At 64.7% G+C, this 25,293-nt stretch carries 29 protein-coding genes; 1 reads left to right on the forward strand and 28 read right to left on the reverse strand.

The window, feature by feature from the left end; genetic code table 11:
* Window positions 1-3: 3 nt before the first annotated feature.
* Together ABIB51_RS10050 and ABIB51_RS10055 are read right to left on the reverse strand one after the other, a co-directional pair.
* Window positions 4-1,395: a pyocin knob domain-containing protein gene (locus ABIB51_RS10050; RefSeq protein WP_354187803.1), complete on the reverse strand. Its 1,392-nt coding sequence runs from the start codon at window positions 1,393-1,395 to the stop codon at window positions 4-6.
* A 54-nt stretch (window positions 1,396-1,449) separates the two neighbouring features.
* Window positions 1,450-3,576 carry an SGNH/GDSL hydrolase family protein gene (locus ABIB51_RS10055; RefSeq protein WP_354187804.1) on the reverse strand — a complete coding sequence of 709 codons (2,127 nt, stop codon included), beginning with the start codon at window positions 3,574-3,576 and terminating at the stop codon, window positions 1,450-1,452.
* An 80-nt stretch (window positions 3,577-3,656) separates the two neighbouring features.
* Between ABIB51_RS10055 and ABIB51_RS10060 the strand changes: the two genes are divergently transcribed.
* Entirely contained in the window at window positions 3,657-4,010 is a 354-nt protein-coding gene (locus ABIB51_RS10060) for a hypothetical protein (RefSeq protein WP_354187805.1), read from the forward strand.
* Here the strand turns inward: ABIB51_RS10060 and ABIB51_RS10065 are convergent.
* The 26 genes from ABIB51_RS10065 to ABIB51_RS10190 all read right to left on the reverse strand — a co-directional run bounded on the left by ABIB51_RS10065 (window position 4,007) and on the right by ABIB51_RS10190 (window position 25,281).
* Entirely contained in the window at window positions 4,007-4,756 is a 750-nt protein-coding gene (locus ABIB51_RS10065) for a hypothetical protein (protein WP_354187806.1), read from the reverse strand. The two genes, ABIB51_RS10060 and ABIB51_RS10065, sit on opposite strands and share 4 nt — an antisense overlap.
* The gene (locus tag ABIB51_RS10070; protein WP_354187807.1) at window positions 4,756-5,835 is read right to left on the reverse strand and encodes a hypothetical protein; all 1,080 of its coding nucleotides are present in this window, start codon (window positions 5,833-5,835) and stop codon (window positions 4,756-4,758) included. The genes ABIB51_RS10065 and ABIB51_RS10070 overlap by 1 nt, the downstream gene beginning before the upstream one ends.
* 12 nt (window positions 5,836-5,847) lie before the next feature.
* On the reverse strand, window positions 5,848-6,588 hold the full coding sequence (locus ABIB51_RS10075; protein ID WP_354187808.1) for a phage tail family protein: 741 nt from the start codon (window positions 6,586-6,588) through the stop codon (window positions 5,848-5,850).
* Window positions 6,578-9,661: a phage tail tape measure protein gene (locus tag ABIB51_RS10080; RefSeq protein ID WP_354187809.1), complete on the reverse strand. Its 3,084-nt coding sequence runs from the start codon at window positions 9,659-9,661 to the stop codon at window positions 6,578-6,580. The genes ABIB51_RS10075 and ABIB51_RS10080 overlap by 11 nt, the downstream gene beginning before the upstream one ends.
* 91 nt (window positions 9,662-9,752) lie before the next feature.
* Window positions 9,753-10,019 carry a hypothetical protein gene (locus ABIB51_RS10085; RefSeq protein WP_354187810.1) on the reverse strand — a complete coding sequence of 89 codons (267 nt, stop codon included), beginning with the start codon at window positions 10,017-10,019 and terminating at the stop codon, window positions 9,753-9,755.
* Between the two features lie 41 nt (window positions 10,020-10,060).
* On the reverse strand, window positions 10,061-10,726 hold the full coding sequence (locus ABIB51_RS10090) for a hypothetical protein (protein WP_354187811.1): 666 nt from the start codon (window positions 10,724-10,726) through the stop codon (window positions 10,061-10,063).
* A 9-nt stretch (window positions 10,727-10,735) separates the two neighbouring features.
* Window positions 10,736-10,999: a hypothetical protein gene (locus tag ABIB51_RS10095; RefSeq protein WP_354187812.1), complete on the reverse strand. Its 264-nt coding sequence runs from the start codon at window positions 10,997-10,999 to the stop codon at window positions 10,736-10,738.
* Between the two features lie 97 nt (window positions 11,000-11,096).
* Window positions 11,097-11,615 carry a phage tail tube protein gene (locus tag ABIB51_RS10100; protein ID WP_354187813.1) on the reverse strand — a complete coding sequence of 173 codons (519 nt, stop codon included), beginning with the start codon at window positions 11,613-11,615 and terminating at the stop codon, window positions 11,097-11,099.
* Window positions 11,612-11,845 (reverse strand): hypothetical protein, encoded by a 234-nt coding sequence (locus ABIB51_RS10105; RefSeq protein ID WP_354187814.1) that lies wholly within the window; start codon window positions 11,843-11,845, stop codon window positions 11,612-11,614. Before ABIB51_RS10105 ends, ABIB51_RS10100 begins: the two co-directional genes overlap by 4 nt.
* 59 nt (window positions 11,846-11,904) lie before the next feature.
* A complete protein-coding gene (locus ABIB51_RS10110; RefSeq protein ID WP_354187815.1) occupies window positions 11,905-12,312 on the reverse strand; it encodes a hypothetical protein in 408 nt (135 codons plus the stop codon).
* Window positions 12,305-12,709 (reverse strand): hypothetical protein, encoded by a 405-nt coding sequence (locus tag ABIB51_RS10115; protein WP_354187816.1) that lies wholly within the window; start codon window positions 12,707-12,709, stop codon window positions 12,305-12,307. Before ABIB51_RS10115 ends, ABIB51_RS10110 begins: the two co-directional genes overlap by 8 nt.
* Window positions 12,706-13,119 (reverse strand): DUF6093 family protein, encoded by a 414-nt coding sequence (locus ABIB51_RS10120; protein ID WP_354187817.1) that lies wholly within the window; start codon window positions 13,117-13,119, stop codon window positions 12,706-12,708. The genes ABIB51_RS10115 and ABIB51_RS10120 overlap by 4 nt, the downstream gene beginning before the upstream one ends.
* Window positions 13,116-13,712 (reverse strand): hypothetical protein, encoded by a 597-nt coding sequence (locus tag ABIB51_RS10125; RefSeq protein WP_354187818.1) that lies wholly within the window; start codon window positions 13,710-13,712, stop codon window positions 13,116-13,118. Before ABIB51_RS10125 ends, ABIB51_RS10120 begins: the two co-directional genes overlap by 4 nt.
* A 15-nt stretch (window positions 13,713-13,727) precedes the next feature.
* Entirely contained in the window at window positions 13,728-14,198 is a 471-nt protein-coding gene (locus ABIB51_RS10130; RefSeq protein ID WP_354187819.1) for a hypothetical protein, read from the reverse strand.
* Window positions 14,195-15,043: a major capsid protein gene (locus tag ABIB51_RS10135; RefSeq protein ID WP_354187820.1), complete on the reverse strand. Its 849-nt coding sequence runs from the start codon at window positions 15,041-15,043 to the stop codon at window positions 14,195-14,197. Before ABIB51_RS10135 ends, ABIB51_RS10130 begins: the two co-directional genes overlap by 4 nt.
* Before the next feature lie 42 nt (window positions 15,044-15,085).
* A complete protein-coding gene (locus tag ABIB51_RS10140; protein WP_354187821.1) occupies window positions 15,086-15,811 on the reverse strand; it encodes a hypothetical protein in 726 nt (241 codons plus the stop codon).
* A gap of 65 nt (window positions 15,812-15,876) precedes the next feature.
* A complete protein-coding gene (locus ABIB51_RS10145) occupies window positions 15,877-17,181 on the reverse strand; it encodes a hypothetical protein (protein WP_354187822.1) in 1,305 nt (434 codons plus the stop codon).
* 1 nt (window position 17,182) lies between these two features.
* On the reverse strand, window positions 17,183-18,595 hold the full coding sequence (locus ABIB51_RS10150; protein ID WP_354187823.1) for a phage portal protein: 1,413 nt from the start codon (window positions 18,593-18,595) through the stop codon (window positions 17,183-17,185).
* A gap of 4 nt (window positions 18,596-18,599) precedes the next feature.
* Window positions 18,600-20,336 carry a terminase large subunit gene (locus ABIB51_RS10155; protein ID WP_354187824.1) on the reverse strand — a complete coding sequence of 579 codons (1,737 nt, stop codon included), beginning with the start codon at window positions 20,334-20,336 and terminating at the stop codon, window positions 18,600-18,602.
* A gap of 48 nt (window positions 20,337-20,384) precedes the next feature.
* Window positions 20,385-20,696, reverse strand: a complete 312-nt coding sequence (locus ABIB51_RS10160) for a hypothetical protein (protein WP_354187825.1) — start codon at window positions 20,694-20,696, stop codon at window positions 20,385-20,387.
* A gap of 15 nt (window positions 20,697-20,711) precedes the next feature.
* Window positions 20,712-21,311, reverse strand: a complete 600-nt coding sequence (locus tag ABIB51_RS10165) for a phage terminase small subunit P27 family (RefSeq protein ID WP_354187826.1) — start codon at window positions 21,309-21,311, stop codon at window positions 20,712-20,714.
* Window positions 21,312-21,942: 631 nt separating this feature from the next.
* On the reverse strand, window positions 21,943-22,569 hold the full coding sequence (locus tag ABIB51_RS10170; RefSeq protein ID WP_354187827.1) for a DUF7341 domain-containing protein: 627 nt from the start codon (window positions 22,567-22,569) through the stop codon (window positions 21,943-21,945).
* On the reverse strand, window positions 22,566-23,714 hold the full coding sequence (locus ABIB51_RS10175) for an HNH endonuclease (RefSeq protein ID WP_354187828.1): 1,149 nt from the start codon (window positions 23,712-23,714) through the stop codon (window positions 22,566-22,568). Before ABIB51_RS10175 ends, ABIB51_RS10170 begins: the two co-directional genes overlap by 4 nt.
* 3 nt (window positions 23,715-23,717) lie before the next feature.
* Window positions 23,718-24,032 carry a DUF4326 domain-containing protein gene (locus ABIB51_RS10180; protein WP_354187829.1) on the reverse strand — a complete coding sequence of 105 codons (315 nt, stop codon included), beginning with the start codon at window positions 24,030-24,032 and terminating at the stop codon, window positions 23,718-23,720.
* A gap of 143 nt (window positions 24,033-24,175) precedes the next feature.
* Complete coding sequence (locus tag ABIB51_RS10185) at window positions 24,176-24,907, reverse strand: 3'-5' exoribonuclease domain-containing protein (RefSeq protein WP_354187830.1); 732 nt, start codon at window positions 24,905-24,907, stop codon at window positions 24,176-24,178.
* A complete protein-coding gene (locus tag ABIB51_RS10190; RefSeq protein WP_354187831.1) occupies window positions 24,904-25,281 on the reverse strand; it encodes a RyR domain-containing protein in 378 nt (125 codons plus the stop codon). Before ABIB51_RS10190 ends, ABIB51_RS10185 begins: the two co-directional genes overlap by 4 nt.
* Between the last annotated feature and the right edge of the window lie 12 nt (window positions 25,282-25,293).

Genomic DNA, 25,293 nt, shown 5'->3' on the forward strand with positions numbered 1-25,293 from the left:
GGGTCATCCGGCGGCCGTCGTGCTGGTCATCTGCCGGGCTTGCCATTGCGCGGTGGCTGCGACGGACGCTGCGGCGGTGTAGTTGTTGAGCGTGACGGTGGCGCTGGTTGCGCTGTTGGCGGTGATCGCCCCGACGGTGACCCGGCCGTCCCCGCTGTTGACGTTCAGGATCGGCGCGACACTGAACCGGCTAGCAGGGTAGGTGATTGTGATCGAGGTCGAGGCCCCGGCAGCGATGATGCCAACCGCCACCGTGCCCGCTGCGCCGGCGTAACTGTTCTTATCCAGCTTCGCCTTGTCGGTGGTGCTCAGGAAGCCCGCCACTGAGGCAGTCGCCGCCGCGTGGGTGTGGTTTACCGGGGCGACTTCCTGCCATGCGTTGAAGGGGAAGGTGGAGTACTTGGTGCGCCAGAATTTCCGGTATTGGGTGGCGTAGCCGGTGTACCACTGGAAGGTGAACACGCCGAAGGTGACGACCTCCAGCAGCCCCGCCTGAGGCAGAGGATAGTTCAGCCCGGATACCGCATCTGCCACCTGGCTTTGGGAGTAGTAGCCTGAGGTTACGTAGGTGTCCAGGTCGGCGGCGTCCGGGATTTCCGTGACCGTAACGTCACTGAGCGGGTGCGTGTGTGCTGCCGGGGCGAAGGTGGCGGGTTTGGCCGTCACTTCGGTCCATGCCGGGAACCAGTTACCGGCTTTGGCGGTTGTGGCGGTGGCGCCGACGATCGGGGCGAAGGTGGTCGGCTTGTTGGTCAGGTCCGCCCACAAGTGTGTGTGCGCCTGCAGCGCCCGGAGTGCCACTTGCTGGTCGGTGTAGGTGTTCGCCGCCGTGACGCTGCCCGCCGCGGCTGTCGCGGAATTAGCTGCCGCTGTTGCGCTGCCTGCCGCCGCATTGGCGGAGGCGAAGGCCTGCGCCGCGATGATCGTCACCTGGTCGATGCCGACGCCCGGGGAGCTGGGCACCTTGACCACGGACGCGAGGTCGATCACGGAATTAGAAGGAACCGCCAAGCTGTGCGATGGGATCTGCGACACGGGGCGGCCGCCGCGGGGCAGGAACTTGTAGGTGACCTTCCACGTCCAGTTCAGGGCCATGAGGTCCGGGTCGTCGGTGGCGATGAGCTTCACCCAGGGGACCGTGGCGACTGACGTGTCGCCCGGATCCGGCGTGCAGAGCCGGCCCGATCCGTCCAGGATGCCGACGACGATCTCCGACAGGATCGTGACGGGGGCCGTGGCGGTGGGGTCAGGCCAGTAGTCCACGGACGCTTGGAAGTCGACCGTGCCCTGTACCGGGTAGGTGACGGTGGGGTTCTCGGGGTCGGGGCCATCGCCCACGGCGATGACGAACTGTCCGGTGACCTTCCCGGTGCTGACGTTGCTGGGCAGCGACATGGTCCTCCTGGGGGTAGGAGGAGGAGCCCTTTGGTGGGGCGCCTCCGGTGGGTGTTAGGGCAGCAGCGCCTTGGCGAAGACGCTGTGCAGGTCGAAGTAGCCTTCGGGGTTGGGGTGCCACTGGTCGAAGTAAAGCCCCCGGGCCGACCCAATGCCCCGGTTGATCCAGTGCGCCGACAGGTCCAGCAGGGGCACCTGGTACGCGTCCGCAACGTCGTACAACTTGGGGCAGAAATCGCTGAACCATGTGGTGCGGGTATCGGAGTAGACCGGAGGATCCACCACCAGCAGCACGTCCTTGCCGTACACCCGCAGGTTGGCGAGGATCAGCCCGAGGTTGGTCACCAGCGAGGCCGAGCCGGTGGACCAGATGATCTCGTTGGCGCCGAGCTGGATGATGACGCCGTCGGCCTTCCAGCCGTGCACGATGTCGCTGTACCCGTTGTAGAAGCTCGCCCCCGTGCCGGAGCCTGTGGGGATCCAGTCGTTGGCGATCGAACCGCTGTAACCGAAGTTGCCTATTTCCAGCCCGGTGGCGTTCCGCAGGCTGATGCCGAGGATGTACGCCGTGGTGGCGCTGAGGCTGGTGATCTTCACCGTGTGGGTGGTGTTCGCCAGACCCGTAACAGTGGTGACCTGGATGGCCGAAGCACCGGACGGGGTAATGGTGACCGGGGTTCCGTTGTCGATGCTGTAGCTGACCGCCGAACCGTTGCCGAAGGTGTAGATGTCCACCACCGTGGCGGCGTGATCGAACGCCACCGTGAAGGACTTGCCGGCAGTGGCGCAGCTCAGGTGCAGCTGCATGTTGCTGCGGGGCCCGCCCGTGATGAACCACTCAGCATCCTTGGTGATGCGGGCGTCCGGAGTGGTGTTGTTCCAAGCCGTCACCATGCCGGGGGTCGACTGGCCCGCCTGAGCCGCTCGAAGCTGCAGCAGACGCATGTCGTCGATGACGCCCGGAGTGCCACCCTGACCGGCGATCATGCTGTGTCCCATGCCGGCTGCCCGGTAGGTGTACTTGCCGGCCAGAGCGCCCGCGATCCGCCGCCGCATGGGGCCGATGTCGGCACCCTCCGGGAGGTAGAGCCGGTACGCCGTGGAGTAGCGTCCAGCCCGCACACCCGCCGCTGCGGGAGCGTTGGTGAATGGTGCCGCGAACTCCAGCTCGGTGTCCACCTTGACGGACGGCGAAAGGTTCTCCAGCCCGGTCCAGTAGGCATTCATGCTGTCACCGTCGTGCCACTTATGCACGATGTTGGATTCCATCGGCATACCGGCGCTGACCTCGACGATGTGGCCCGCCAGGGGCACAGTGCTCAGCGTGCTGTTCATGGCCGCGCCGATGCGGACGGTGGCCGTGCCAGCCGGGGCCCGCACGCCGTTGACCTCGAGGTCGGTCCACGCGGTCAGCCCTGCCGGGATGCGGATCAACCGGTTGTAGTACGTGGCCCCGATCTGGGCTCCACCAGCATCGTAGAAGTAGATGGTGGCACCCATCACCGTGGCCACCGAAGACCGCACAGAGACGATCCCGGCCCACATCTTCCCGGGGGTGGCGACACCGAGCGGCAACTTGAGGTTCGCCGACGCCGCAGTCGCGTCGTTGTTCCAGGTCATGCGGACGTAGCCCGCCTTCGACGGGGCCGTGACGTCCGTAACGAACGTGAGGAAGCCGCCGCCGCCAGCTCCGTAGTAGGCGGTCCAGGCAGGGGTGGGTGCCCGGGGAGCAGAATTGGACGTCGGGTTGACGATGAGCGCTTGACCGGAGGATGCTGCCAGGGCCTGCACGATGCTGTACGGGGAGGCGTCCCCGGGCTCACCCTTCATGAGGATGCGGTTGGGTGTGACGTCGGCGAACATGTTGCCAATTGGGCCGCCGCCAGGCTTGACGACGATCCGCTCATCGGGTGTGGCCGTCATCGGCAGCCCGGTGCTGGAGATCCACTTCACTGTCAGCTTGTACGGCACGAACGGACTCGTCCCGAGGGACTCCTGCAGGTCCACTCTGAAGTCCCCGTTAGGCTCGGCTAGGACTTTCGCTGGCTCCCACGGGATGAGAGTCCCGGAGCCGGCTACCACGAGCTGGTCTTCAATCTCAAAGATCAGCTCAGCGGACAGGTTCCCCATACTCGCGCCGATGATCGTTTCGAGGTTGCCGGTAACGGTGGCGAGTGCCATTTGATGCCTCCTGGCATGAAAAAAGGCCCTCATGGGGCCTTGATGTATTAATCTGCGGTCCGCATCGCTACACTCAGCGCATGGGAAAAACTGGGGGACTCGTACTCGTTGCTCTGCTCGCACTCACCGGCTGCTCCGCACCGGCCGCGGCGGACACTGCACAGACGCCGCCGTCACAGGCTTCGACCAACCGTGGCGAGGTGCAACCGATTACAGTCAGTGAAGACGCCAAGGTGCGGGCGTTCGTCAAGGAAATCCAGGAATCTGGCACGGACTACGCCAAGATGCCGGCCACAGACATCGCCGCGATGGCGCCCGAACTCTGCCAGCATTACGACGGCGGGTTCACCACGGAAGACCTGCGGAAGTCCGCTGGGGGCAAGCTGGCCGAGGCCGGCGAAGCTGCCCGCCTCACGGTGTGCCCGCCCCGCTAGAAGACCGCCGTCGAGACCTTGAGGACTTTTGTCACGGGGTCCATGTAGAGGTTCGGCTTATTCGGCGTCGTCGGCAGACCCAGCATTGATACGCCGTTGCCGTTGACGATCACGGCGTAAGCGCCGGCGCCCATATCCGCCTGCGCCGCCGAGACCGTGACCGCTCCGCCTCCGGCCTTGACCAGCTGCGCCCCGTTTGGCGTCGCCGCCAGATAGGTCCCATTCGAGAACCGGACGCTGCCGTCGAAATAGTTCGGGTCCAAGCTCACGCCGCCCGCGGTGACCTTGCCCGCGGTGTCGATCGTGAGAGCCCCGAACTTCACCGATCCGTCGGGGTTGATCTCCGCCGAGCCGGAAGTGATCTTCCCCGCCGGGCTGATAGTGAGGCTGCCGAACTTCGCCGATCCGTCGGGGTTTAGTTCGATGCTTCCCGCGGTGATCTTCCCGCCAGAGGCAATGATGAGGTTGTTTGTAACGGTCAGGATGCCGCTGACGTCCATGGGCCCGGACACGGTCACGTCTCCGGTGAAATCGATAATCCCGGAAGCTATCAGCCGCCCGATGATTTCCGCTGTGCCGGTGACCTTGAGACCACCGTTCTCGATGGTGATCACACCGCCGCCGTACACGCGGAGCCCGCCGCGGCCGATGGAGGCGCCGTTCATCGGGGTTGCGTACCGATCCCGGTGGGCCTGCCTGGCGGCTTGCCCTAGGGTGCCCTGCGTCAGGTCCCTGATCTTGGCCATTACGCCTCCATCGGCTGGAATTGTAGTGTGACTTCAGGCTTGAGCGAGCCGGAGACTCCGATGAGGCGGAGGTTCCGGGTGCCGTTGCCGAGCCAGGCGTTTTTTTGGACATGGACCCGGACGCCGAGTCCGGGCCGCAGCTCCGAGAGCTTATGTTCGGCGCCGGCCTGGATGTTGAAAGCCCACTGCTCTACCGGTTTTTTGTTGAGCGCGAGCTCGGCGTCGGCGAGCGCCTGCAGTACGGTCTCGTCTTTCTCCTGCGGGAACGAGATCGTCTTGACCAGGGCGGGGTATTCGGATGCGCCGTGGATCGCGGACTTTACGAGCATGGCGGCCTCCGTGCCTTCGCCGGTGGCGATAACGTGGTTCGCGAGTTCGTTCGCGTCTTCGGTTACGGTCAGTTTGGAGATACCGGACTTCTTCACTCCGACATGGAAGACCAGCAGCCCGGGGACTGGGACACCGATGTTCAGGACCCACTCGAAGAGGTTCGGGTTTCCAGGCTTCCAGCGGGGGGTGAATATGACGTCGGGACCGTAGGGCTGTTCCTTCAGGTCCTGGATGACGTCGGAGGCCTTCATCATGTGATAGCCGTAATAGGTGCGGGAGTGGACCCCGGCCATATCAGCCGGCAGCACGATCGGGAGCTCGAACATGTCCCCGGCGGTGGCGGCCTGCACGGCCCGCTTCACCTGCGTCTCTAGGGACAGCGGCCCGTACTCCAGGGGCGGGGCCGCCTGCATGCCCGCTGAAGAGTACGGCGCGACGAGTCGCTTCCCCAGGATCGAGTTCGGATCAGCATAGGTCAAGTGCACGGTCGAGGCGTCAAAGTCGTACTTGCGAATCCAGATGATTCCGGCGTACATGGGGAACCCGTCGTACTCGAAGACGAGGGTCCGGAGCACCGGTGTGGTCATGAAGTCGCCCGGCATCCCGAAAGAATCCCGATCGCCGACGAAGAACGACCCTTGCCCCAGCCCGGACGCGTCGAGCGGGCAGGCCCATGTCCCCTCTTTGAGGGGGACGATTCCCTCCCTTGCCCCTGTCTCGGTGTCCACTGACCAGACGACCCAACCCATAGCGGCCCTTCCCTAGATGTGGCTGTCGAAGATTTCGACGTAGCCGGAGCCATTCGTGATGGTGAACTGCACGGCCGGCCCCGGCGGGACGCTGCAGACCTCGGATTTTGTGATGAGGTCCGAGCGGTCGTTGCCGTTGAGCTGCAGACGGCCCGTGTTGAAATCGACCCGGAGCCAGGACCCGACCCCGAGTTCCGCGAGCGCCGAATACTGCCCGCCCGGGTGGTTGATCGTGAAGCCGCCCGTGAGAGGGCCGTTGAGCTGCACGACGGGGGAGGCGTCGTAGTTGCCGCGGTGGAAGACCTGCGCCGGGGTGCCCGGCGCGAGCGCTGGCCGGCGGCGCTCTCCGAGCTTCCGGGGGTCCACGGCTTTTACCCGGACCTGCCAGTGCGCGAAGGTGTCCGTGGTCGGGACGATGTCCAGGGCGGAGGACCGCTTCACGGGCAGCCATAGCGTCGGGCCATGGCCCTCGATCTGCAGCGTTGAGCGCTGGCGCAGGAGGCCGGAGAACCGGGCCATGGCTTTGTGCAGGGCCTCGTGATTCTTGGCTATCACCCGGCCGGTGAGGGTCACATACCGGGCCTTGTAGTAGACGTCGAGGTCGTGGTCGCCGTCCTGGCCGTCCCGTTCCTCGTCGTCTTCCTTCGGTTCCGGGGACCCCCACCAGCCCTCGAGGGTGTTGGTTTTCCAGTCGCCCAGGTGGTCGGACTCGTTCAGGGTCTGACCGTCCAGGGTGATCCGTTCAGCCGCCAATTGTCAGCCCTGCTTTCTGTGCTTCGAATCGGAACTTGCCCCAGATTTCCTGAACGACTGCGCCGGTATCCGTGGCCCCGTTGACCGAGATGTTCGGGGCGAACGTGACCGAGGATCCCTGACCTCCGCCTGCAGCGCTCCCTGCGGCGTAGCCACTGAATCCCTGCACGCTCCCATAGCCGCCGGCCATGGACTTCGACGGCGCTTCATACGACGCGGCGCCGAACACCTTGTCCAGGACCAGACCATCGTTGACAGCCCGCAACCACTTGTCATTGGCCTTGGACTGCGGCTCGTTGATGATCCACTCACCGGACCGGATGCCATACGGTGTACCGTTCTGGGTCCTCGCGCGGACGTTGTCCAGGCGAGGGTTCATAGGCGGAACACCCGGAACTTTGCCGCCACCAGCGAAGCCGACCACGCCACCCGTAAACCGGCCGCGCGGGTCCAGAGCGGTCATCGATGGGTCATCGGCATAGCCGCCACCCTTCACCTGGGTGTTGATGTGGCGGATCTCGATCTCCACGAGTTTGAACGGCGCGATGTCCTCCACGCCCTTCTTCAGGCCTGCCGCTTTCGCCATCGTGTCCGCGTAGTTCTGGATCGCCACATTGATCGGCACGTCCTTCGGGATGCCGAGCGCTGCGCGGGCCATATCGTCGGCCTTCTCCTTGCCCACACCGAAGGCGAAGGCCGTGTCGTACAGCGACTTGTACGTGTCGCCGAGCTTGGCCTGCAGCTCCGGCTGGGTGGCACCGGCGTCGGCCATGGCCTTCGTGGTGTTCCGCGCATTCGTTTCCAGTTCGCCGAACACACCATTCGCAGCACGTCCGGCTATTGTCGTCAGATCGAAGGACCCTGTGGTCGCGTCGAGAACGCGATTCCCTGCGGACTGCGATGCCTTCACCTTGTCGATGCTTACCTTGAGCGCGTCGAGGTTCTCCTGGTACTTGGCTTCCGCATCGCGTGCCGACATCGTGGCGAGGCCCGTGGCGAACATGGCATCCAGGAGCTTAGAGAGGGAAAGGACGGTGCCTTCGGCGCCGATGCCCATGTCCTCAAGCTTCTTCGTTGCCTCTTCGGTCATCTTCGCCTGGTACTCGGCGGCTTTGGCCTGCCCCTCGGCCGTCGTCGTGACGGCCTTGATCTTCTCCGGAGTGTTGCCCAGAGCCCACTGGTACAGCTCCTCATTGGAGATGGCCTTCTCGCCCTCGCCCACATTCACGCCGAGCGCGGTGGCCTGCTTGCGGAGAGCATCGAGGTAGTTCGGGAAGGTCTTGGCCGTCTGCTCCAGGGTGACGCCCTGCTTCTCGGCCTCACCAGCAATCGTCTTGAAGCCGCTGCCTGCGGCGTCGAGGTTGCCACCAGAGACGAATGACGAGAGCGTGGAATCGACGCCTTCGAGGGTCTTGCGCATCGTGTCCAGCCCAGAGCCGACGTTCAAGACGTCCTTGCCCCAGAGCTGAATGTGGTCATTCCCCGACAGGTTGTTCATGCGTTTTACCGCATCACCAATGCTGTTGATCTCGCTGGAGTACCCACCGAAGTCGGCATCCGCGAACAGCCTGTCGATGTTCTTTGACCCCTTGTCGAGGCCGACCATCGCATTCGCGATTTTCTCGAAGGACGTCGTTGCCGGCTGCATGGCGTTGGTGACTGTCGAGATGACCGCCAGCCCCGCTGCGGCGGCCGCCGCCACGCCTGCCGCCTTCGACACCCTGCCGAGGCCCTTGTCGAGCTTGTCCGAGGATCCCCGGAGCTCGTCGAAGAGCCGCTTGCTTTCAATGATCTTGGGGAACGTGGTGAGGAAAGCCCCGCCCAGAAGCGCAGCGCCGCCGGTGACGGCGGTCAACCCGAGCCCTGTCTGCAGCAGAGGGGCCGGGATCTGGCCGATGAAGTCCACCAGCTTGTCCGCGCCCTGGGCCAGCCCGCGGAGAACCTCGTTCGCCTGGGACCCGGACCTGATGAACACGGCATCAAGGGACCCGCCAACCTTCTCGATGTCGCCGGACAGATTGTCCTGCTTGATCGCAGCGGTGGCGGCTGCATAGCCGGACTCGTTGACTTTGTCGGTCCAGTCGGAGATGCCCTGGGCGCCCTCCTCGTAGAGGACATTCGCGGCACGGACGGCGTCGGCCCCGAAGATGATCTTCTGTGACGCGGCACGCTCCTCGTCGCTGAGCGTCTTCATCGAGTTCTGGAGGACCCCCGCGAACTCGGACATGCCGATGAACTCGCCCTTAGCGTCGTAGGCGGAGATCCCCAGCCGCTCCATCTCAGCCTTCGCCTCTTTCGAGGACGGGGTGAGGGCCTGCAGCATTGTCTTGAAGGAAGTGCCCGAGTCGGAACCGAGCAGCCCGGCCGAGGCGAACGCGGCCAGGGTGCCGGTGGTTTCCTCGATACTCAGACCAGTGGCGGCCGCGACGAGGCCGCCCTGCTTCAGGGCCATCCCGAGGTCTGCCACCGAACCCTGTGCCTTGCCGGCGCCGGCAGCGAGCAGATCCGCGACGTGGGGTACCTGGTCGCCGTTGAGCTTGAACTGCACCATGGCCGTCGCGGCGAGCTCGGCAGCGTCGGCGACTTCCATCGACCCGGCCGCGGCGAGCGACAGTGCGCCCGCAAGGCCTCCGCCGAGGATGTCCTTCGTCGTGACGCCGGCCTTCGCCAGCTCCGAGATCGCGTCCGCGGCTTCCTTCGCCGAGAACGAGGTATCGGCGCCGGCTTTGATCGCGGACTCCCGCAGCAGGCCCATGTCCGCCGCAGAGGCGTGCGTCGCCGCTTTGACCTCTGACATGGCCTTGTCGAAGTCCATGTACGACTTGATGGCCAGGCCGACGCCGACCGAGACGGCTGCCCCAAATCCGAGCAGGGCCGCCCCGGAGGACGTCCAGGCCCGTTCGTGCTTGTTTGCGGACTGGACCATCTGGCCGAGCGCCGTTGTGGACTTCGCGGCGGTCTCCTGGGTGGTCTTGCCGACCTCCTCGGTGACCTTGGAGGCTTCCTTCATCTGCTTGCGGAAGTCACTGATCTCGGCACGGATGCGGACAACTATTTGGCGCTCGGACGCCATGTGGTACCTCCGCTGTTGGTTGACTTGCCGAATGATTCAGCAGGGGATTGGGTCTGGCGCTACCGGCGTTCCGGGTCGTGGACAGGCGCCGCTAGCCCCAGTCCTTGGCCTGCCGGAGGATGATCTTCTGTCCGGGGAATGCGTCCCGGTTCTTGTCTGCCCGAAGGGCTTCCAAGGGAGCGCACCCCTCACAGATGACCTGGTCGTCGGCTTCGTGGCGTCCGACGTTGTGGTCGCCACGGGTGACGGAGGAGTGAAGCCCGCAGCCGGGGCACAGCCCGTCCTCATAGGCGGTGAGAGCCAGGGCCATGACCCGGTCGTGGAATGTCCACTTCCCGTCGTTGTGGCGGCCGCGCATGACGGTCTGCGGGACTTTCCAGTCCCTTGCCGAGCGGGCCTCTAGGAGGACGTGTGCCCATCGTCGGTCGGCGAGGGCTTCGACGATTTTGGGACGGTCACCTGGGGGGCTTCGTTCGAGGCGCGGGTATATGCCATGGAAAGAAGCCTGATCTGCGCGTCTCCGACCTTCGTGCACAGCTTGCGTACCTGGCCTACCGTGAGCTTCGGAGAGACCACAGCGGCGGCAATGGTCCGAATGGACACCTCGCGCTCAAAGATCTTTTCCGCAGCGGTGTTCGCCATCGTCCGGGCCAGCGAATTGATGTCATTGGGCTGGGTAATTTCCAGCCGCTTGCACTTCTCCTTGGCCTCTTTCCGCGCCTCGGCCGCGGCCTTGTCTGCCTCGTCCTTCAACTCGGCCTTCACCGCCACCTCGATGGCCTGTTGCTCCTCGTCATCGAGGAAGCTCACCCGGAAAATGCGTTTGGACGCGTCCAGGTCGATGTAGAGCGCGTCGAGTCGCTGCTGGATTTTCGCGCCGCCGTCGTCGCTCAGCGAGCGGTCCTCTTCGTGGACCTCCGCCGCGGTGCGCAGCTGGGCCTCCAGCTCGTCGATGTCCGCCAGGAGATCCGGGCGGGCGTAAAGCGTCACGGAACGTTCCGTGCGCTGGATGCCATCGAGCCAGTTATCGAGGTTGAAGTCGTCGGTGCCGGGTGTTTCAGTCATTTCAGTCTCCTAGAGGCCAAAGTTTTCGGGGGCGGACGTGAGCGTCACGGTGCGAAGCACCTTGCGGTAGTGCGGGTCGCCGCCGTCCTCGTCGAGGATCTTGGCCCCCGTAGGGTCTCGGTAGAACTCCACGTAGGTGAGCTGGTCGCCGTCGATCAGGACTTCCTGCGCGGCGGGTACCTGGCCGGGGTCGATGCCGTTGGCCTCGAACCATGCGATGAGCCGGGGATCTGGCAGGTTGGGAACGTCCAGGTTGATGCGTCGTGCGGTCATGGGAAAACCTCCAAGGTTTTTCGATGTGCGGGGCAAGGTTTTTGGGGTGGAACGCCGGCCGGGTGGAACCTTGGAAAACCACCCGGCCGGCAGTCTGTTAGGACGCGACGGCGCGCTGCTCGTACTTCTGCGGGGAGAAGACCTGCTTGAACTTCTCGTAGCCGGCCGTTGACGGGGACAGGATCTGCTGGTCGTGCGTCAGCACTGCCGCGACCTGCAGCTCGTCGCCGGCGGCCACCGGAACGATTTCCTGGTCTTCGTCGTCTTCGATCTGCCCGATGCGTTGCACCAGGAAGCCGTAGATGTTCTTGCCGTTGAACGTGGTCCAGCCGACGTCGTCGACAGTGTTCTTGAAGCGGAAGAAGTCCACCTCCGCGACGACGGTGGCGATGCCGGGGGAAGTGGCGTCGATCTTGTCGCACGCGGCCGGGTCCGTGATCGAGGCGTTGCCGGTGATCCCGAAGTTGTAGTTCGCGGCCGTGATCAGGCAAGTGATATTCTTGCCGGCTGCGATTTCGGCGACGGTAGGTGCCTTGATGTTGGCGATGGAGGGGACCCAGAAGAGTCCCCGGTTAGCGGTGTTGAGCATCTTGGGACCGGGAGCGACCATGGTCATTTACCTGCTTTCGATGAGGGGGTTTCTTTGAGGTTGGTGAACCTGCCGTCCAGGTGCGTTTCGGGCACCTTGTAGGGCAGCTTCTCGCCCGTCACCCGGTCATATGCGGTGACGCGTTTGTTGGAGTCATAGACACGCGCCGGTGCAGGCGCCTCTGACTGTTCCGATTCGGGAGCATCCGAGGGATCCGGTTCGGGGGCCGACGCCGGGGCCTTGGGTCTGGTTGCCACGATGGGCCTCCTCTGATTCGGGCGGCCCGGTGTAGGGCCTCTGGCTGGGTTTTGTGGAGTCAGCGCGTGCTGAAGACGGCCAGCTCGTCCACCGCGTACACGGGGTTGATGGAGAGGCCGGGGACGGTGATGTCGCGGTCGGTTCTGATGTCGACCAGAGGTTCATGGCGGAAGGGCGCAGAAGACCATCCGGGTACGACCAGGCGCTTTCCCCGAAAGGCGGCGCGGACCTGCTCGATGGCCACGAGGAGCTGGTCGAAGCTGAGTCCCGCGTAGGTCAGTTTGAAACGCAGATCGATCGCGTCAGGTTTGCCGGTGGCCGACTCCGAATAGTCGGCCCCCGCGTTCCCGCCGAGCACCACATACGGGTAGTCGGCCTCGACAGGCTTGCTGGGCGCCGAGCCCCGGAAGATGTTCAGCGTGTCAGGGAGCATGGCCTCGAAGGCGTCGTAGTGTGCCTTACTCATCCAGGACCATCCCCGCGAGCGCTTCGAGGGCCGCGGTGAAGCGGGGCCCTTCGGCTTGCAGGGCGATGATGGGGTCGGCGACGGTTCCACCGCCTCCTCGTGAGCCCCCGTAGATGGCCACGCCGGTCAGGCCGCCGGTGCCGTCGTCCTCGATGAAGGGAGCGATTTCCGCTTCCGCGCTATTGACTGTGTCCCGGCGGTTGTACCTGACGTTCTGGATCACGCCGCCGGGCTTGGTACTGCCGAAAGAATCCGATTGGCGGAAGTCGTTTTTGATTTCCTGCTTGATGTTCAGGCCGCCCTTCGCGACGACCTGGCCGACTTCCTTCCGGAGCTGGTCGGCGGCCGACTCCATGTCGGCGACGAGTGGGTCGAGGCCCGGTGTGTCAATGATCATCCGGTTACCTCCTCGACGCGGACACGTTGAGCGCTTGCCGCCGATTGCTTGGACAGCTCGACCACCCGGTAGACGGTCCCGGCGAGCGCCGGGTTGAATTCCGTGTGGGTCATGGTGATGACGTCGTTGACCTTGACGGGTCCGGCTCCGACGGGAAGCTTGACCACTGAGCCTTGGAGGGTGAAGCGGTACTCTCCTGAGTTCGGGTGAGTGGCCTGCCCCTCGGATTGTTTGACCTCACACCGGCCGTCCTCCCCGTCCAGCGGGTAGACCGGATCCGAGTTCCGCGCGAGCTTGTTTGTGACAGGGTTCAGGGTCCCGGGACCGGCAGGCCGTTCGATTTTGCAGCGGTCCGTCATGTTCCGCTCGGCCGCGCGTTGCGCCCGCCTGAGGCCGGCTGCACGCCTCACAGCTGGCCCCTCACGGATGGCCCGCCGCCGCCGAAGCGCTTCGCGAGACGGAGCCTGGTGCGCTCCGGGAGTGTCATTTCCGTGACCGCCTCGACTTCTTCGCCGGTCGCGTAGCCCTCCCGGTAGTCGTCGATGGCGAATGAGGACAGGCGCCCGTTGCTGAGCGCGAGCCCGTCGGCGTCGTCCTGCGCCGCCAGCAAGCCGGAAATGACCATCCTGGCGACGAGGTCCTTGATGTCCGCGGGGACGTTAGGGAGTCCGTGTGTGTAGTCCACGGTGACGGTCTCCAGTTCGTACCTTGACCACCCGGTGGCGCGGTACAGGCCTGCGATTATGCGCTTCCAACCCACCACGGCCGCCCCGTCCACCGTCACGGAATGGACGCCGGTCACGGGGAGTCCGGGCAGCGGTAGGATTCTGGCCGGCATGGCCGGTAGCTCCACCACGGAACGAGTCTGGAGGATGGGTGACCCGGCGGCGTCAATGACGGCGTCGGATGCGCTGCTGATGAACGTTGCTGCGCGGGGTGTGGTGAAGTCGAGATCTTCGAGCTCGTACTTCGCCAGGTCCGCCGGTGTGATCAAATCAGCCACCGGGCCACCTCCTTCTTACTTCTCGGTCTTGGAACCCTCATCAGTGGACGCCGCCGGAAGCTTGCCGCCCTCGTCGGTTGACGTTGCCGGCGGCTTGGACCCGTCGTCCGTGGACTTCTCCTCCGGAGCTGCGAACAGGGCGCGGATCTCGCCCTGCTTCAGACCATGGAGGTCATCCTCGGTTTTGCCGTTGGCGAGGGCGTAGGTAGCCCATTCCTCGCGGCTGGCGTTACCGCGAGGCTGGCCGTTCACGCCGGCCTCCGGGTCTGCCTGCTTGGGAACGACGTCGGAGACGCTGTTGCCCACCGGGTAGACCACCGCGGGGGACCCTTCCGGATTGAGGATGTTGCTCGGGTCCGGACGCTTCAGGCTGGCTTCGGACTCGCCGTCGGCCAGCTTGGCGAAGCCGTCACGCACGAGGCCCCGGGCCATCTCGCGGTCCACGTCCAGCTCTACGCCAGAGGGGCCGATGATCCGGGGGCTCATGCTGCGGTCCAGTGAGCAACAGCGGTCGGACGCAGAACCTTGCCGCCGTAGACGTGGAGGCCACGCATGCGGTCAGCGAACTTGTTCTGGGCCCGCATGGCCTCGGTCTTCTCGATCTGAGAGACGTAGGCGAGCGCGGACTTGTGGAAGGCCACGATGGACGGCTTGTTGACCGTCGGGAGGTTCTCCGAGCCGAAGCCGTCGAAGCCGAGGATCCGGGGGAGCTCGGCTTCCTGCAGGCCCTTGGTGGAGCCGCTGGTGTTGGCCTGCATGAGCTTGGAGTCGTTCTCCTCCAGGAGGGCGGAGAACTCGGCGTTGGCGACGAACAACCGCTCACCCATGGGGACCTTGGCCTTGTTGAGGGCCTTGCGGAGGTCACGGATGACGTTCCACGCGGTCTTGGCGTCGGTGCCGGGCGCGCCCGGGGTGACGGACGTTCCCTGGAGGAACAGCAGCGCGGCGAGGAACTTGTCCGAGTCCTCGACGAGGCCCTGGGCAGCGGAGTCCGTGTAGGGAGTCAGCTTGCCGGCGGCCTGTGCACGGTCGATGTCGTCAACGTAGAAGTCGAAGTTCTTCTCCTGGTTGATGAGCAGATCGATCGTGGTGTCGGTGATCTCGTCCGGCGTGGTCGTGCGGGGGAGGGTTCCGCCCGCGCCGTCGGGGAGTGCGCCGGCCTTGTAGTCCTTGACTGCAACGTCAACGACGCCGGTGATCTTGACCGTGTTGCCGGAGGTGGCCTCGCCCTCGTACTCGCGGTTGGCGAGTCCAGCGAAGATTGCCTTCTGTCGGAAACCGACCAGCATCTTCGCCGACCAAAGGGCCGGAATGAAATTGTCAATTGCCATGGTGCTCTGCTTTCTCTGTGTGCGTGTTGGCGGCGGCGTGGATTACGCCTGGACGCGTCCCTCGTCGTACGCCTTGGCAATTGCCTCCGGCGTCATCTTGGTGAGGTCCGCTTTCGTGAGTTTCGACTTCGGCTTGGATTTGCCCCGGGCAGAGTCGAAGGTGGTGGCGCCGCCTTGCGCGGCCAGATATGGGTGATCTTCGAGGAGCTTGGTGATCGCCTCGGCGATGGCGTCCTCGTCGACGTTTCCGTCTTCATCGACTTCGAGTTCATCGAGGTCGATGAGCTTCACGGCGAGCGCGGGACTCTTGAGTCGAGTTCCCGCTGCGGCTTTTACCTCGGAGCGGAGAATGCGCTTATTCCCCGCGGCGGTAGCTGCCTCAGTGGCTTCCAACTTCGCTGCCTCGATGGCCTGCTCGCTGGCGGACTTGCCGGCGTTGGCCTGCGCGGCTTTGAGCTGCGCGGCTTCCTGCTTGGCTGTGCGTTCGCCAGCCTTGGCTGCCTTCAGCTTGGCCTTCATGGCATCGATCGCCCGCTTGCCTTTCTCGCCCAGCGCCTTGTTGTCCTCCTCCGAGTCTTCGGAGTCGTCATCGTCGTCCTGGTCGGCATCGTTCTCGCTGTCCTGGTCGTCGGCGTCCTCGTTTTCGTCGTCGTCCTCGCTGTCGTCTTTCATCACTGCGTCCCCGAAGGTGGCGTAGTGGAAGGCGAGCAGCTGTCCAACGGCGCCCGGGGCGCTCATGTCGATGCCGTGCAGGGTTTTCTTGGGCATGGGCTTTCCTTTTCGTCTGGCGCGTTGCGCGTCTGATGAACCGTGCCCATTGCGGGCCCGGTGTCCTACTTGGTGAAGATCTGACCGCTTGACGCGAGCCAGCGGTCATGGTTCTTCTGCGCGAGCTCCAGCTGGCCCGACTGGATGGGCCCCTTGCCGAATGGATTTCGGCCGGCCTTGGCAGCGTCCAGCGAGAGTTTGGAGTCGAACACCCTGCGCTCCGCCTCGGTCATCGTGTAGCGGGACGTCGGGCTTCTGGAGCCGGAGAGGCGGGCATCGGCGACGGCCCGGCGGGCCCCGACAATCTCGCCTCCACGCCCGAGGGCTCCGAAGCCCTCGACATCCCCGCGAATGGACCCCCTGGGGGCCTGTCCGGCGGGAAGAATGTAGCCATACCTTTCAAGGTCCCGAAGCGCAGCGGCACGGTCGGAGCCGTTGAGCGCGTAGATTGCATCGGGAGTGAGTCGCTTGCCCTTCGTGCGGGCGCCTGCCTCAGTGTTGGTACGGAAGTTGCCGCGCCGGGTCGTGCCGGCCGATGTGAAGGAGCCGGCGGCCTTCTGGCCTCGCTTGGAGCCATCGGCGGACGTCCCGGCATAGGACATGCCACGGCGTGCGTTGACGACCTGGTAGATGTCCGAGCCATCTCTAATGGCCTCGGCACCCGCCTTGGTGAAGATCCGGTCCTGTTCCGGCGGGGGCAGTGAGCGGAAGTACTCGAACGGGTCAGTGGTCATGTCATCCGCCATCGCCTCGGCCGAGGGGATGTGCCGGCAGTCGCAGCCAGGGTGACGCAGGAAGCCTGCGTTCCACCGGAACCATTTGCCGGCGAGCAGCGCGCACCGCGAGCACGAGGGCGGGTTCAGCATCCGCACGTACCCTGCCGGCTTGGACCGCGTTGCCATGGCCACGCTCCCGGCGCTCCTCGCTGCATCCGAGATCTGCATCTGTGTGCGGAGCATGAGATCGTTCAAACCGCCGCCCATGGCCCGGTCCAGCGTCAGCCCGCCCCGGATCCCGGTGAGGGCCGTGAACGCTGGAGCCATGAACGTGGCGCTGAGGTCAAAGACCTCGGCAGTCTCCCCCAGCGGGTAGGCGATCCCAGCGAAAGCCTGCGGCGCCACGGGTGGGCCGTAGGTATCCAGGGACTGGGCCGCCAGCGCCACGCTCATGTAGGCCGAGCCGTCAGTTGCCGCGTCGAGTTGGGAGGCGGTGACAACGGCCACCGCCTCCGGGAGCATCTCGGACCACGACGCGAGGATGCTTCGGCGGTCAACGCCCCTCCAAAGCCCCAGCAGCGTCCCGGCTGCCGAGGCCTGGAGGGCCTTGCCGTGCTCGTAGTGGACGTTTGCCAGGTCAAGCGGGGACGGCATCCTACATTCCCTGCTGCATGGCCCGCTGTGCAGCGCGCAGCGGATCGGCCGCCTGTTCTGCCTTGATCATCTTCATGACGCGGGAGACCTCGGCCGGATCCACCAGGATCTTCTCCGCGATGTACTCCATCGGGAAGCCGGCACCTCGGAACTTCACGGCCACGTCGGCCATCTGGGAGTCGGACCGGTACTGCACGTTGGCCCAGATGAGCTTTCCGGCGTTGATGGCGGTGATCCGCCTGGCGTCGGCGCCCATGGCCTTGGCCATGAGCCGTTTGGTCTTCTTTATCCCGCGACCGGCGTACGTGATCCGTTCGCTGGTCTTGGAGACCAGGCCAGCCTCGGCGATGTTCAGGGACTCGGCCGCCGTGTTGACCATCTTGGCCACCAGGTAGTGCGGCGGCGTCCGGGTCTGGGCTGCAATGTGCTCGACCAGCTGGCCGATGACCTTTGAGAACACGTCGAGGGATGCAGCCGTCCACTCCTCGATCTTGGCCTCTTTGCCGGGGATCCAGAGGATGCGTTCTTTCATCAGCTCGTCGAGCTCGACGTCGCGATAGCCGGCGATGCTGCCGTCCGAGGCGAGGATCGGCACCTTTGGCAGCTCCGCGCCGGTGACGACCCGGGCTGGGAGTGAAGCCTGGTCAAGGGCATTCAACAGGTATGCCCAGATCAGGTTGACAGAGTCCTGCAGCGCACCGACGCCGTCGATGTCGGAGATCGGTTCATCATCGAGCAGCGTCTGGTTCCGCAGTTCCGACAGGGGGACTTCTCCGAGGGGATTGACCTCGACTTCGATCTTTTCGTCGCGAAGCATCCAGCCTGCTGCCAGATCGACGGCCTGGCCCTCGCGCTCGTGCCGGTCCTGCGAGGTCTCCTTCTTGAACTTGAAGACCTGGTCCGGGGTGTACAGGGTGGCGTAGTCCATCTTGTCGTCGGCCCAAACGACGAGGCCGAACCGGTCAAGCCCGGTGGCCGGGTCGGCGTCCACGATGGCCGATTCCGGGTGCTCCCACGTCAGCCGCGGGATCCCGTCCGGGCCGCTGGCAGGGTGCACCAGCGAGTAGGACCGGGAAGCCACACCGAACAGCAGGAACGCTTCGGAGGAGCCGGCGTCGCCGTCGTTGCTCAGCCAGGCGCGCTCCAGATCCCGGTCAACACCCGTGGAGCGGCCGTACGGGCGGATCCCCAGAAAGTTCATACGTTCCGCCGGCGCCTGGGCAACCGGCATGCACCAGTTATCCGAGAATCCGGCGTACTGCTTTTCGAAGTACTCGGCGAATTTGTCGGAGGCGAAATGGAGCTTGCCCGACTCGCCCTTGAAGTACTTGATGCGCTTGGCGATTTGCGGGCGGCGTGCCTGGAGTTCGCGGCTGAGCTGCTCGGTTTTGGCCTTCGCTTGGATCAGGTCCACTCGGTCACCTCCGTTTCGTGCTGGATCCCGTGTGAACCACGGATGTGCGCTCTCTCAGAGAGCTGCGGACAATGCCGTCCATGCCCGTCACGGCGGCCTGGAAGCCGTCGATTCGGGTGCTGGACTTCTTGCGGTTCGGCTTCACCGGGCGGATGTTGTCCAGGTCGTCGGTTTTGACCTCGACGACGGAGGCCATCCACTTCATGGCGGGGTTTCCGTCCCAGCCCATGGTCTTGGAGCGCCACAGACGTTCCATTTCCTTGGCCGCGGGGGAGAGCCCGTAGAAGGTCTGGGCCACGGGCGTGATCTCGATGCCCTTCAGGTCCTCGTCCAATTCCTGGACGAGCTGGCCGGCGAACATCCGGTCGTAGGAGACGCGCTGCATGTCGAAGTGGTGGCAGTCGCCGATCACCGCGGCCTTCACCGCGGTGTAGTCGATGACGTCGCCTTCGGTGGCCGTGACATAGCCGCGGTCGATCCAGTCCTGCAGCGGGATCTGCAGCTGCTTCTGCAGGTCGATGACGCGTTCTGCCGGGACCCAGATCCGGGTGAAGAGATCCAGCTCGAAGCCGGGCCGGTTGGACTCCACCCAGACGGACCAGGCCGTGAGGTCAGAAGTGGCGGACAGGTCGAGGCCGCCCCATGCCCTCCGGCCCCGGAGGGGGGTCCGTGTGGCGATCCGCAGGGCGTTCCACTTGTCCATGTCCACCCAACGCATCTGCGACGGCGAGCGCCGGTTCAGGGAGAGCTGAAGGAAGGAAGGGAGCGTGGTGGGGGAGGACTTGGCCTTCTCCGCTTGGCTGCGCATGTAAGCGAGCGTCGGGGACTTGCCCAGTCCGGGGTTGGCCTTGTACCAGGTGGACTCCGCGAAGGGGTCGTCGTCCGGGCCGGCGGCCCAGATCACGCCGTAGAACGACGGATCGAAGACGATGCCGTTGGCGATGTTGCGGGTGTAGAGGTGCTTCTCGTCGTACGGCGTACCCTCTTCGGCCTCATCCGCCGTCGTGATGAACACGATGAGGGGCTGGTCGCGGGCGCCGACGCCCGTCTCGATGGCCTCGATGAGCTTCCGCTGGAGACGGAGAGTGTGGATCTCATCGATGGTGGCCCCGGAGACGTTCAGGCCGTGGGCGGTCTCAGCGACGCGGGAGAGAACACGGAGGATGCCTGCGGTCTTCGGTACCCGAACGACCTCCTTAAGCGGCTCGATGCGCTTCCTGGCGGCCGGCGAGGTCATCAGCATGTGCTTGGCGTCTTCGAAGACGCGGCCGGCCTGCAGCGCGGAGCCAGCCGCGTTGTACACCTCGGCGCCCATCTCGCCGTCGGCGAGCAGAAGGACGCCGGAGATCCCCGACGCGAAGGTGGATTTGCCGTTCTTTCGGGGGATCTCGATCCAGACGGTCCGGATGACCCGGACAACCCTGTCAATCTCGGCGTCGTGGTACACCCAGCCAAAGACCGGCGCCATTACCCAGACAACCTGCCAGGGGTCCAGCCCTTCGCCCAGGCGCAGCCGGGTGCCGGCCCAGCGGCCTTTGGAGTGCTTGAAGGTCCCAAGGGCCCGCAGTGCTTTGCGGGCACGGTCAACGTCGAACCACGAGCCCGCGCGCTGGTCGGCCTGGTTGGCCACGACGAGCGGTTCCTTGCACGCTGCGTCGACGATCTGCTCGTGGGTCATGCCAAGCTCGACCAGCGCCTCGTACGGGGCTGGCAGCCGGGCGGGGTCGAAGTCCGCGAGCATCAGACCTCCTGGGGTGCGCTGGGTCCGCTATCGGGCCAGCGCGGCAGGTCACGTGCGCGGTGGCCACGACCAATGCCCGGGAGCGGGAACGTCACTGAAGGGGACGTTCTCGTTGAAGAACATCCCGGTGGGATTGAGTACAGCGAGGGAGATCGAGTCGATGTAGTCCGGTGCTTCGCGGATCTCGCTGTCCGGCTGTTCGACTCCCTGCTCGATGCCCTGCCAGTCCTCACCGTCGGCCGTGTCGCTCCAGTGAACGGCGGTGATGATGGCCGCACGAGCTTCGGGGCGGAACTCGCCGCCAGGGGTGCCGTAGGAGTGGTAGTGGACGATGCGTCCGACGCTTGGCTGCTGGGTCATGGGGTGCCTCACTTGCTAGTCGAATGGGTCGTCATCGTCTCCGCCGTCGGGGCGGGACGGCAGCCCGGTGCGGGCCGATGGAGACAGGCCCAGCTCCCGGATGTAGGTCTTGAGCTGCGTCCGGTACTGCCCGGCGATGGTTGTCATCGGGTTCTTGCACGGGCCACGCTGGCCCATCACGATCAGGCCCTCGCGGGAGAGTTCGTGCTCGCACCATTCGAGGCGGGCGACGCAGATGCACATGTCCACCACCACTGAGTAGTCGGGGTTGCCCAGACCGATGGAGTTTTGGAGCACGGGGACTACGCGTGCCCATTCCTGCGCTGCGCGGCGCTTGACGAACCGGGTGCCGTTGATGGCCTGCCGGCGGAGCTCGTAATCTTCGAGCTTCTTCTCGAAGCGGTACTCGCGCTGCACGAAGTGCTCGATGGACTCTTCCTCGTCGCGCTCCGGAGGAACAGGCTTCCTGGGCGCCTTCGACTCGGGCAGTTCCTTGGTCCAGTCCGGCTCAGGAAAATCGGCCGGCGGCACGGTCGCGGATTCGAGAACCGGACGGTGCCCGGGGTTCCCATCACGCACAACAGCGAGCGCCGGGCGGCCAATTGGACCAGACATTGGGGTACCCCCTGATCAAAAAGGTCTAACCTGCGGGTGTGTGAGTTTCCCTGCCCGGTGGCTAATTGGGAGGGGGTCAATGGGGGTACCCCCTCCCCCTTTGACCCCGGTTTCTAGGGGTGAAACGGCCTCTCATTGAGGTCGATTCCAGCCTCCGGGCTGATGTTTCGCTGTTTCGGCCGAGTGACACGGCTTGCACAGTCCGCGGCCCCGTTTGGGATCGTCAGGGTTCAGGCCGAGCGTTATCAGTCCCTTTCGCGAGACTGGGAAATGGTCGGCTTCTTGAGACGGTCTCCGCATACACATGACACAGATCGGGTCTCGTGCCAAGACCTCTTCACGGAATCTGAAGTGTCCGACGCTTGTGTATCCGCGCTCGGCCGCCGTACCCCGATGCTGATCAGCCGCCCTCCGGTGCTCCTCGCACTTGCCGGAGCTGACCAACTGCGGACAACCAGGCACGGGGCAAGGCTTCTTCATCGCTCGTGGCACATGGCGCCTCCGATGTTGGGCGGATACAACAAAGGCCCAGCCGGTTTGACCAGCAGGGCCTTTGCTTGAAGTGTTTTGGGGACAACTATCCCGCGCACCCACAGTCTATCCAGAGTCCCCGGGGATTAACAACTACCACTCAGCTCACGCGTGTCACATGGTCGGCCAGGTCGTGGAGCCGGTATCCCGACCAGGACGCCTTGCAATAGCCGCAGGATGCGAAAGTCCCACGCTCGTGAGGAACAGCAGTCAGCGTCCGCTTCCGGATGATCTCGCCCTCTTCCTCCACGAGGTAGTACGCCCAGCCGCATTCCGGGCACTTGCCCCTCAGCTCGATCCGGTGCTCCGGATTGAACAGGGCCTCTATGTCCATGCACCATCCGGTGATCATCTGAGTGGCTTCCTTCTCGGCCGCCGGCGTCGCCAGCGCCTTGGTTGCCCAGAACCAGATCCTCTTCTCCAGCGATGTGGCGTCAAGCCGGCTGGTCCCACCGAGAGTCCAGTACTGATGCGTGCTGACGCTTTCGATTCGGCGCATGAGGTCGAAGGCATTGAGGGCCAGGGGAGCAGGCCGTCCGGAACCACCGCCGGACCCTGCCCCCATGCTGGGCTGGAACGCTGCCCGGAGCTGGCCGAGCAGGGATGGCCACATCTTGAAGGTGGTCACGGGACTCCCCTCGGCGTCTTCGGTCTTGACCGATTGAGGGGTGTTTCTAGTCAACAGGCTGACAGCGGCGTCGAGGGTCAGTGGCTTGTTGTCGTTCAAGGCTTGCGGTCCTCCTGGCAGTGACGGCAGGGCTGCTCTTGCTGGTGTTCGGTGCAGGTGGTTTCTGTGACGGTGGACGGCTTGCCAGTCCAGCCATGCCAGGGTGAGCCGAAGCGACCCGGAGCGTTGACGGGAGGAGCTTCTCCTGCGTCGTGATTGGAAGAGGGAGCAGGTTCCTGCTGCCCAGGGGCAGCAGGGATTTGTGGTTTTCCTTTGCCCCGTCGTCTTCTGCGTGAGGGTTTGGTAGCGGGTTCAGCAGGCGTAACCCCTTCTCTTAACCCTTCGGTCACCCTGCCCTGCCCTGCCCTACCCGGACGCGTGCCCGTACGCGCGCCCGCGGGGATACCTTTTTCGTCTGATATCACAGTTGGTTCGGTCCGGATATCAGTCTGATCTGCCGGCCTGATCTGCTCCTGCAGCGCATCAGCGGCTCCTGCTGCTGCCTGGGACGTGTCAGCGGCCGCAGTTGCGGGCGATACGTCCTCGGAGGCTTCAGCGGGCTCCTGCGAGCGCGGTGCGGGGTTCAAGGTCATTCCGGCCTGCTCGGGTGTGCGTGCGCCCTTCTTGCGGTTGCATGCGAGGCAGGCGAGGACGATGTTGCGGGGGCCGCAGTACAGGTTGGGTACTACGTGGTCCATCTCGGGGCGGATCTCGGACTTCCGGTCCTGGCGTCGCACTTCCTTCTGGCAGTAACGGCAGAGACCGACGGCGGGGTTCGCCGGGTCGTCGATGCAGTCACGCGCCCAGACGGCGGCGATGATGACAGGATCCTTGAGTTCTTTGCGCTTCCCTCGGGTGGTCTTCACCTGGGCGGCGGTGTCATAGCCGAGGGAGAACCAGTCGTGGTAGAGGTACGTGCCAGCGTCAACCCTCGGGCATCGTTCGCAGCTGTGTCCCGGTGCGTGCCAGAGTCCTGCGGAGACCAGGTGGTCTGCGAGCTCAACAGCGGCGCCGTGGTTCAGCGTGATCGATACAAGGTCTTCGACTGTCGTGACACCGTCGGTGAGTGCGGCTTGGCACATCGAACCGGCCATGGTCCACAGGCCGAGACTGGCGAGGCCCCGGATGTCGTTCATGAGGGCTTTGCGGGCGAGTGTCTTTGCTTTCTGATTGACGTGGAACTGGTCATCGATCTGGAAGAACAAGGGTCAGGCACCGCCCATATCGTCGGCAGCCTTGTTGGCCAGCTCCAGGAGGAGGTCGGCGTGGCAGGCTTTGTCGAGCGGGCACCAGCACGCGAGGTTCTTGCCAGCCAGCTCAGCACGGATCGTGATGTCGATGCTGCGGCCCTGATCGTCGAGGGGCGCTCTTTGCAGCATGTCGCTGAACAGGCGTACGGCTTCGCCGGGGTCGCCGTGGGAGTGGTACAGGTTGCCCCACTTAGAGCCGCGGCCGACGTAAGCGGTGTTCTCGGGCATGCGCCAGCCCTTCGTCCGCTTCCGCTGGACTCTTCCTGGTGTCATTGGTGCTGCTCCGTTTCCGGTTGAGATCGGCGAGCGCCGGAGGTTTTGGTCGGTCGGTCGTGGTTGACGGGGTCATAGTCCGCGCCTGGGGCACTTCATGGGTTCTGGGATCTCCGGGCGAGGGGCGACGTGCGCGCCCCCGTTCATGCTTCGCGCCGGGTTGCCTCGGCGCGGGAGCGGATGACCTTTTCCACGATCACCAGATCGTTCCTGGCCCACGAGCCGGTTCGTTCCTGGTCGATCTCGCGAATCCGGGCCCGGAGAACGTCGGCCGCCTCGTCGAGCGCCCGGGCTTTGGCCTTCTGAATATCGTGGTCGGGATCCGGGACAACGAACAGGCGCGAGTCAGCCAGCTTCTCGACAGAGATCTCAGGGCTGCCCATGACAACGCGGATCCGGCCAGCCAACTGCATTACATACTCGAAGCTCGCCCTCAGGTGACGGGCGTCTTCCAGCGCATCGTGGAGACCCGACTTCTGGGACGGCAGCGCCTCGATTCCATACCAGCGGAGGAGGGAGCGGAGGTCGTTGGTGTACATCGGGATCCCGGTAGGGAAGTGCAGCATTGTGCCGAAGAGCTGAGCCAGGGCCACGTGGTCGTAGGCCGCGTAGTCTGCCCACAGCTCCGGGTGCCCATCGTGCAGCAGGAATGCTGCCACCTCGTCCCGGATCTGTACTTTGGGCTTCCAGTCCTGCATCGGTGGAAGCTGGGGTACGACGTTCCACATGAGCCACTGGTGCTCGGCGATCCGAGCCCAGTCGGCGTCTGCGTTGACGGCGTAATACTCGCGGCCGTCCTCAGCGACGATGGCGATGCTGATGAGGTCGATCGTGTTGCCGTCGTCGTGGAATTCGGTGTCGTAGAAGCACTTCACTTCGCCTCACCTTCGTGGTGCTGTGCGAACGCGCCGACGACGGCGTGGAAGACGAGGTCCTTGAGCCGCTGCTCGGCCGGAAGTTCGGAGTAGGGCACGACGCAGGGATGCGTCTTCTTGGCTGCGTCCTTCGCCTGGCCGTAACACCAGCCGTCCTGGATTTTCGACTTAGTCCAAGACTCGTGAAGTTCCTCGGGGGACGAGCCGGCGAGCGCCTGTTCCACTCCTTCAAACGCCGAGTCGACCTGCCATTGGGCCGCCTCCATGAAGTGCGGTGACACGGCGGGGTCTCCCTGGGTGACCTGCAATGCGCGGTTGGCCTCGTGACAGACGTGGGCGATCTGCTCAACGTCGATGCCGGGGTAGTGGTTCATGATGCTCCTTCT

The sequence above is a fragment of the Arthrobacter sp. UYCu712 genome (assembly GCF_040547005.1).
Lineage (GTDB): Bacteria > Actinomycetota > Actinomycetes > Actinomycetales > Micrococcaceae > Arthrobacter.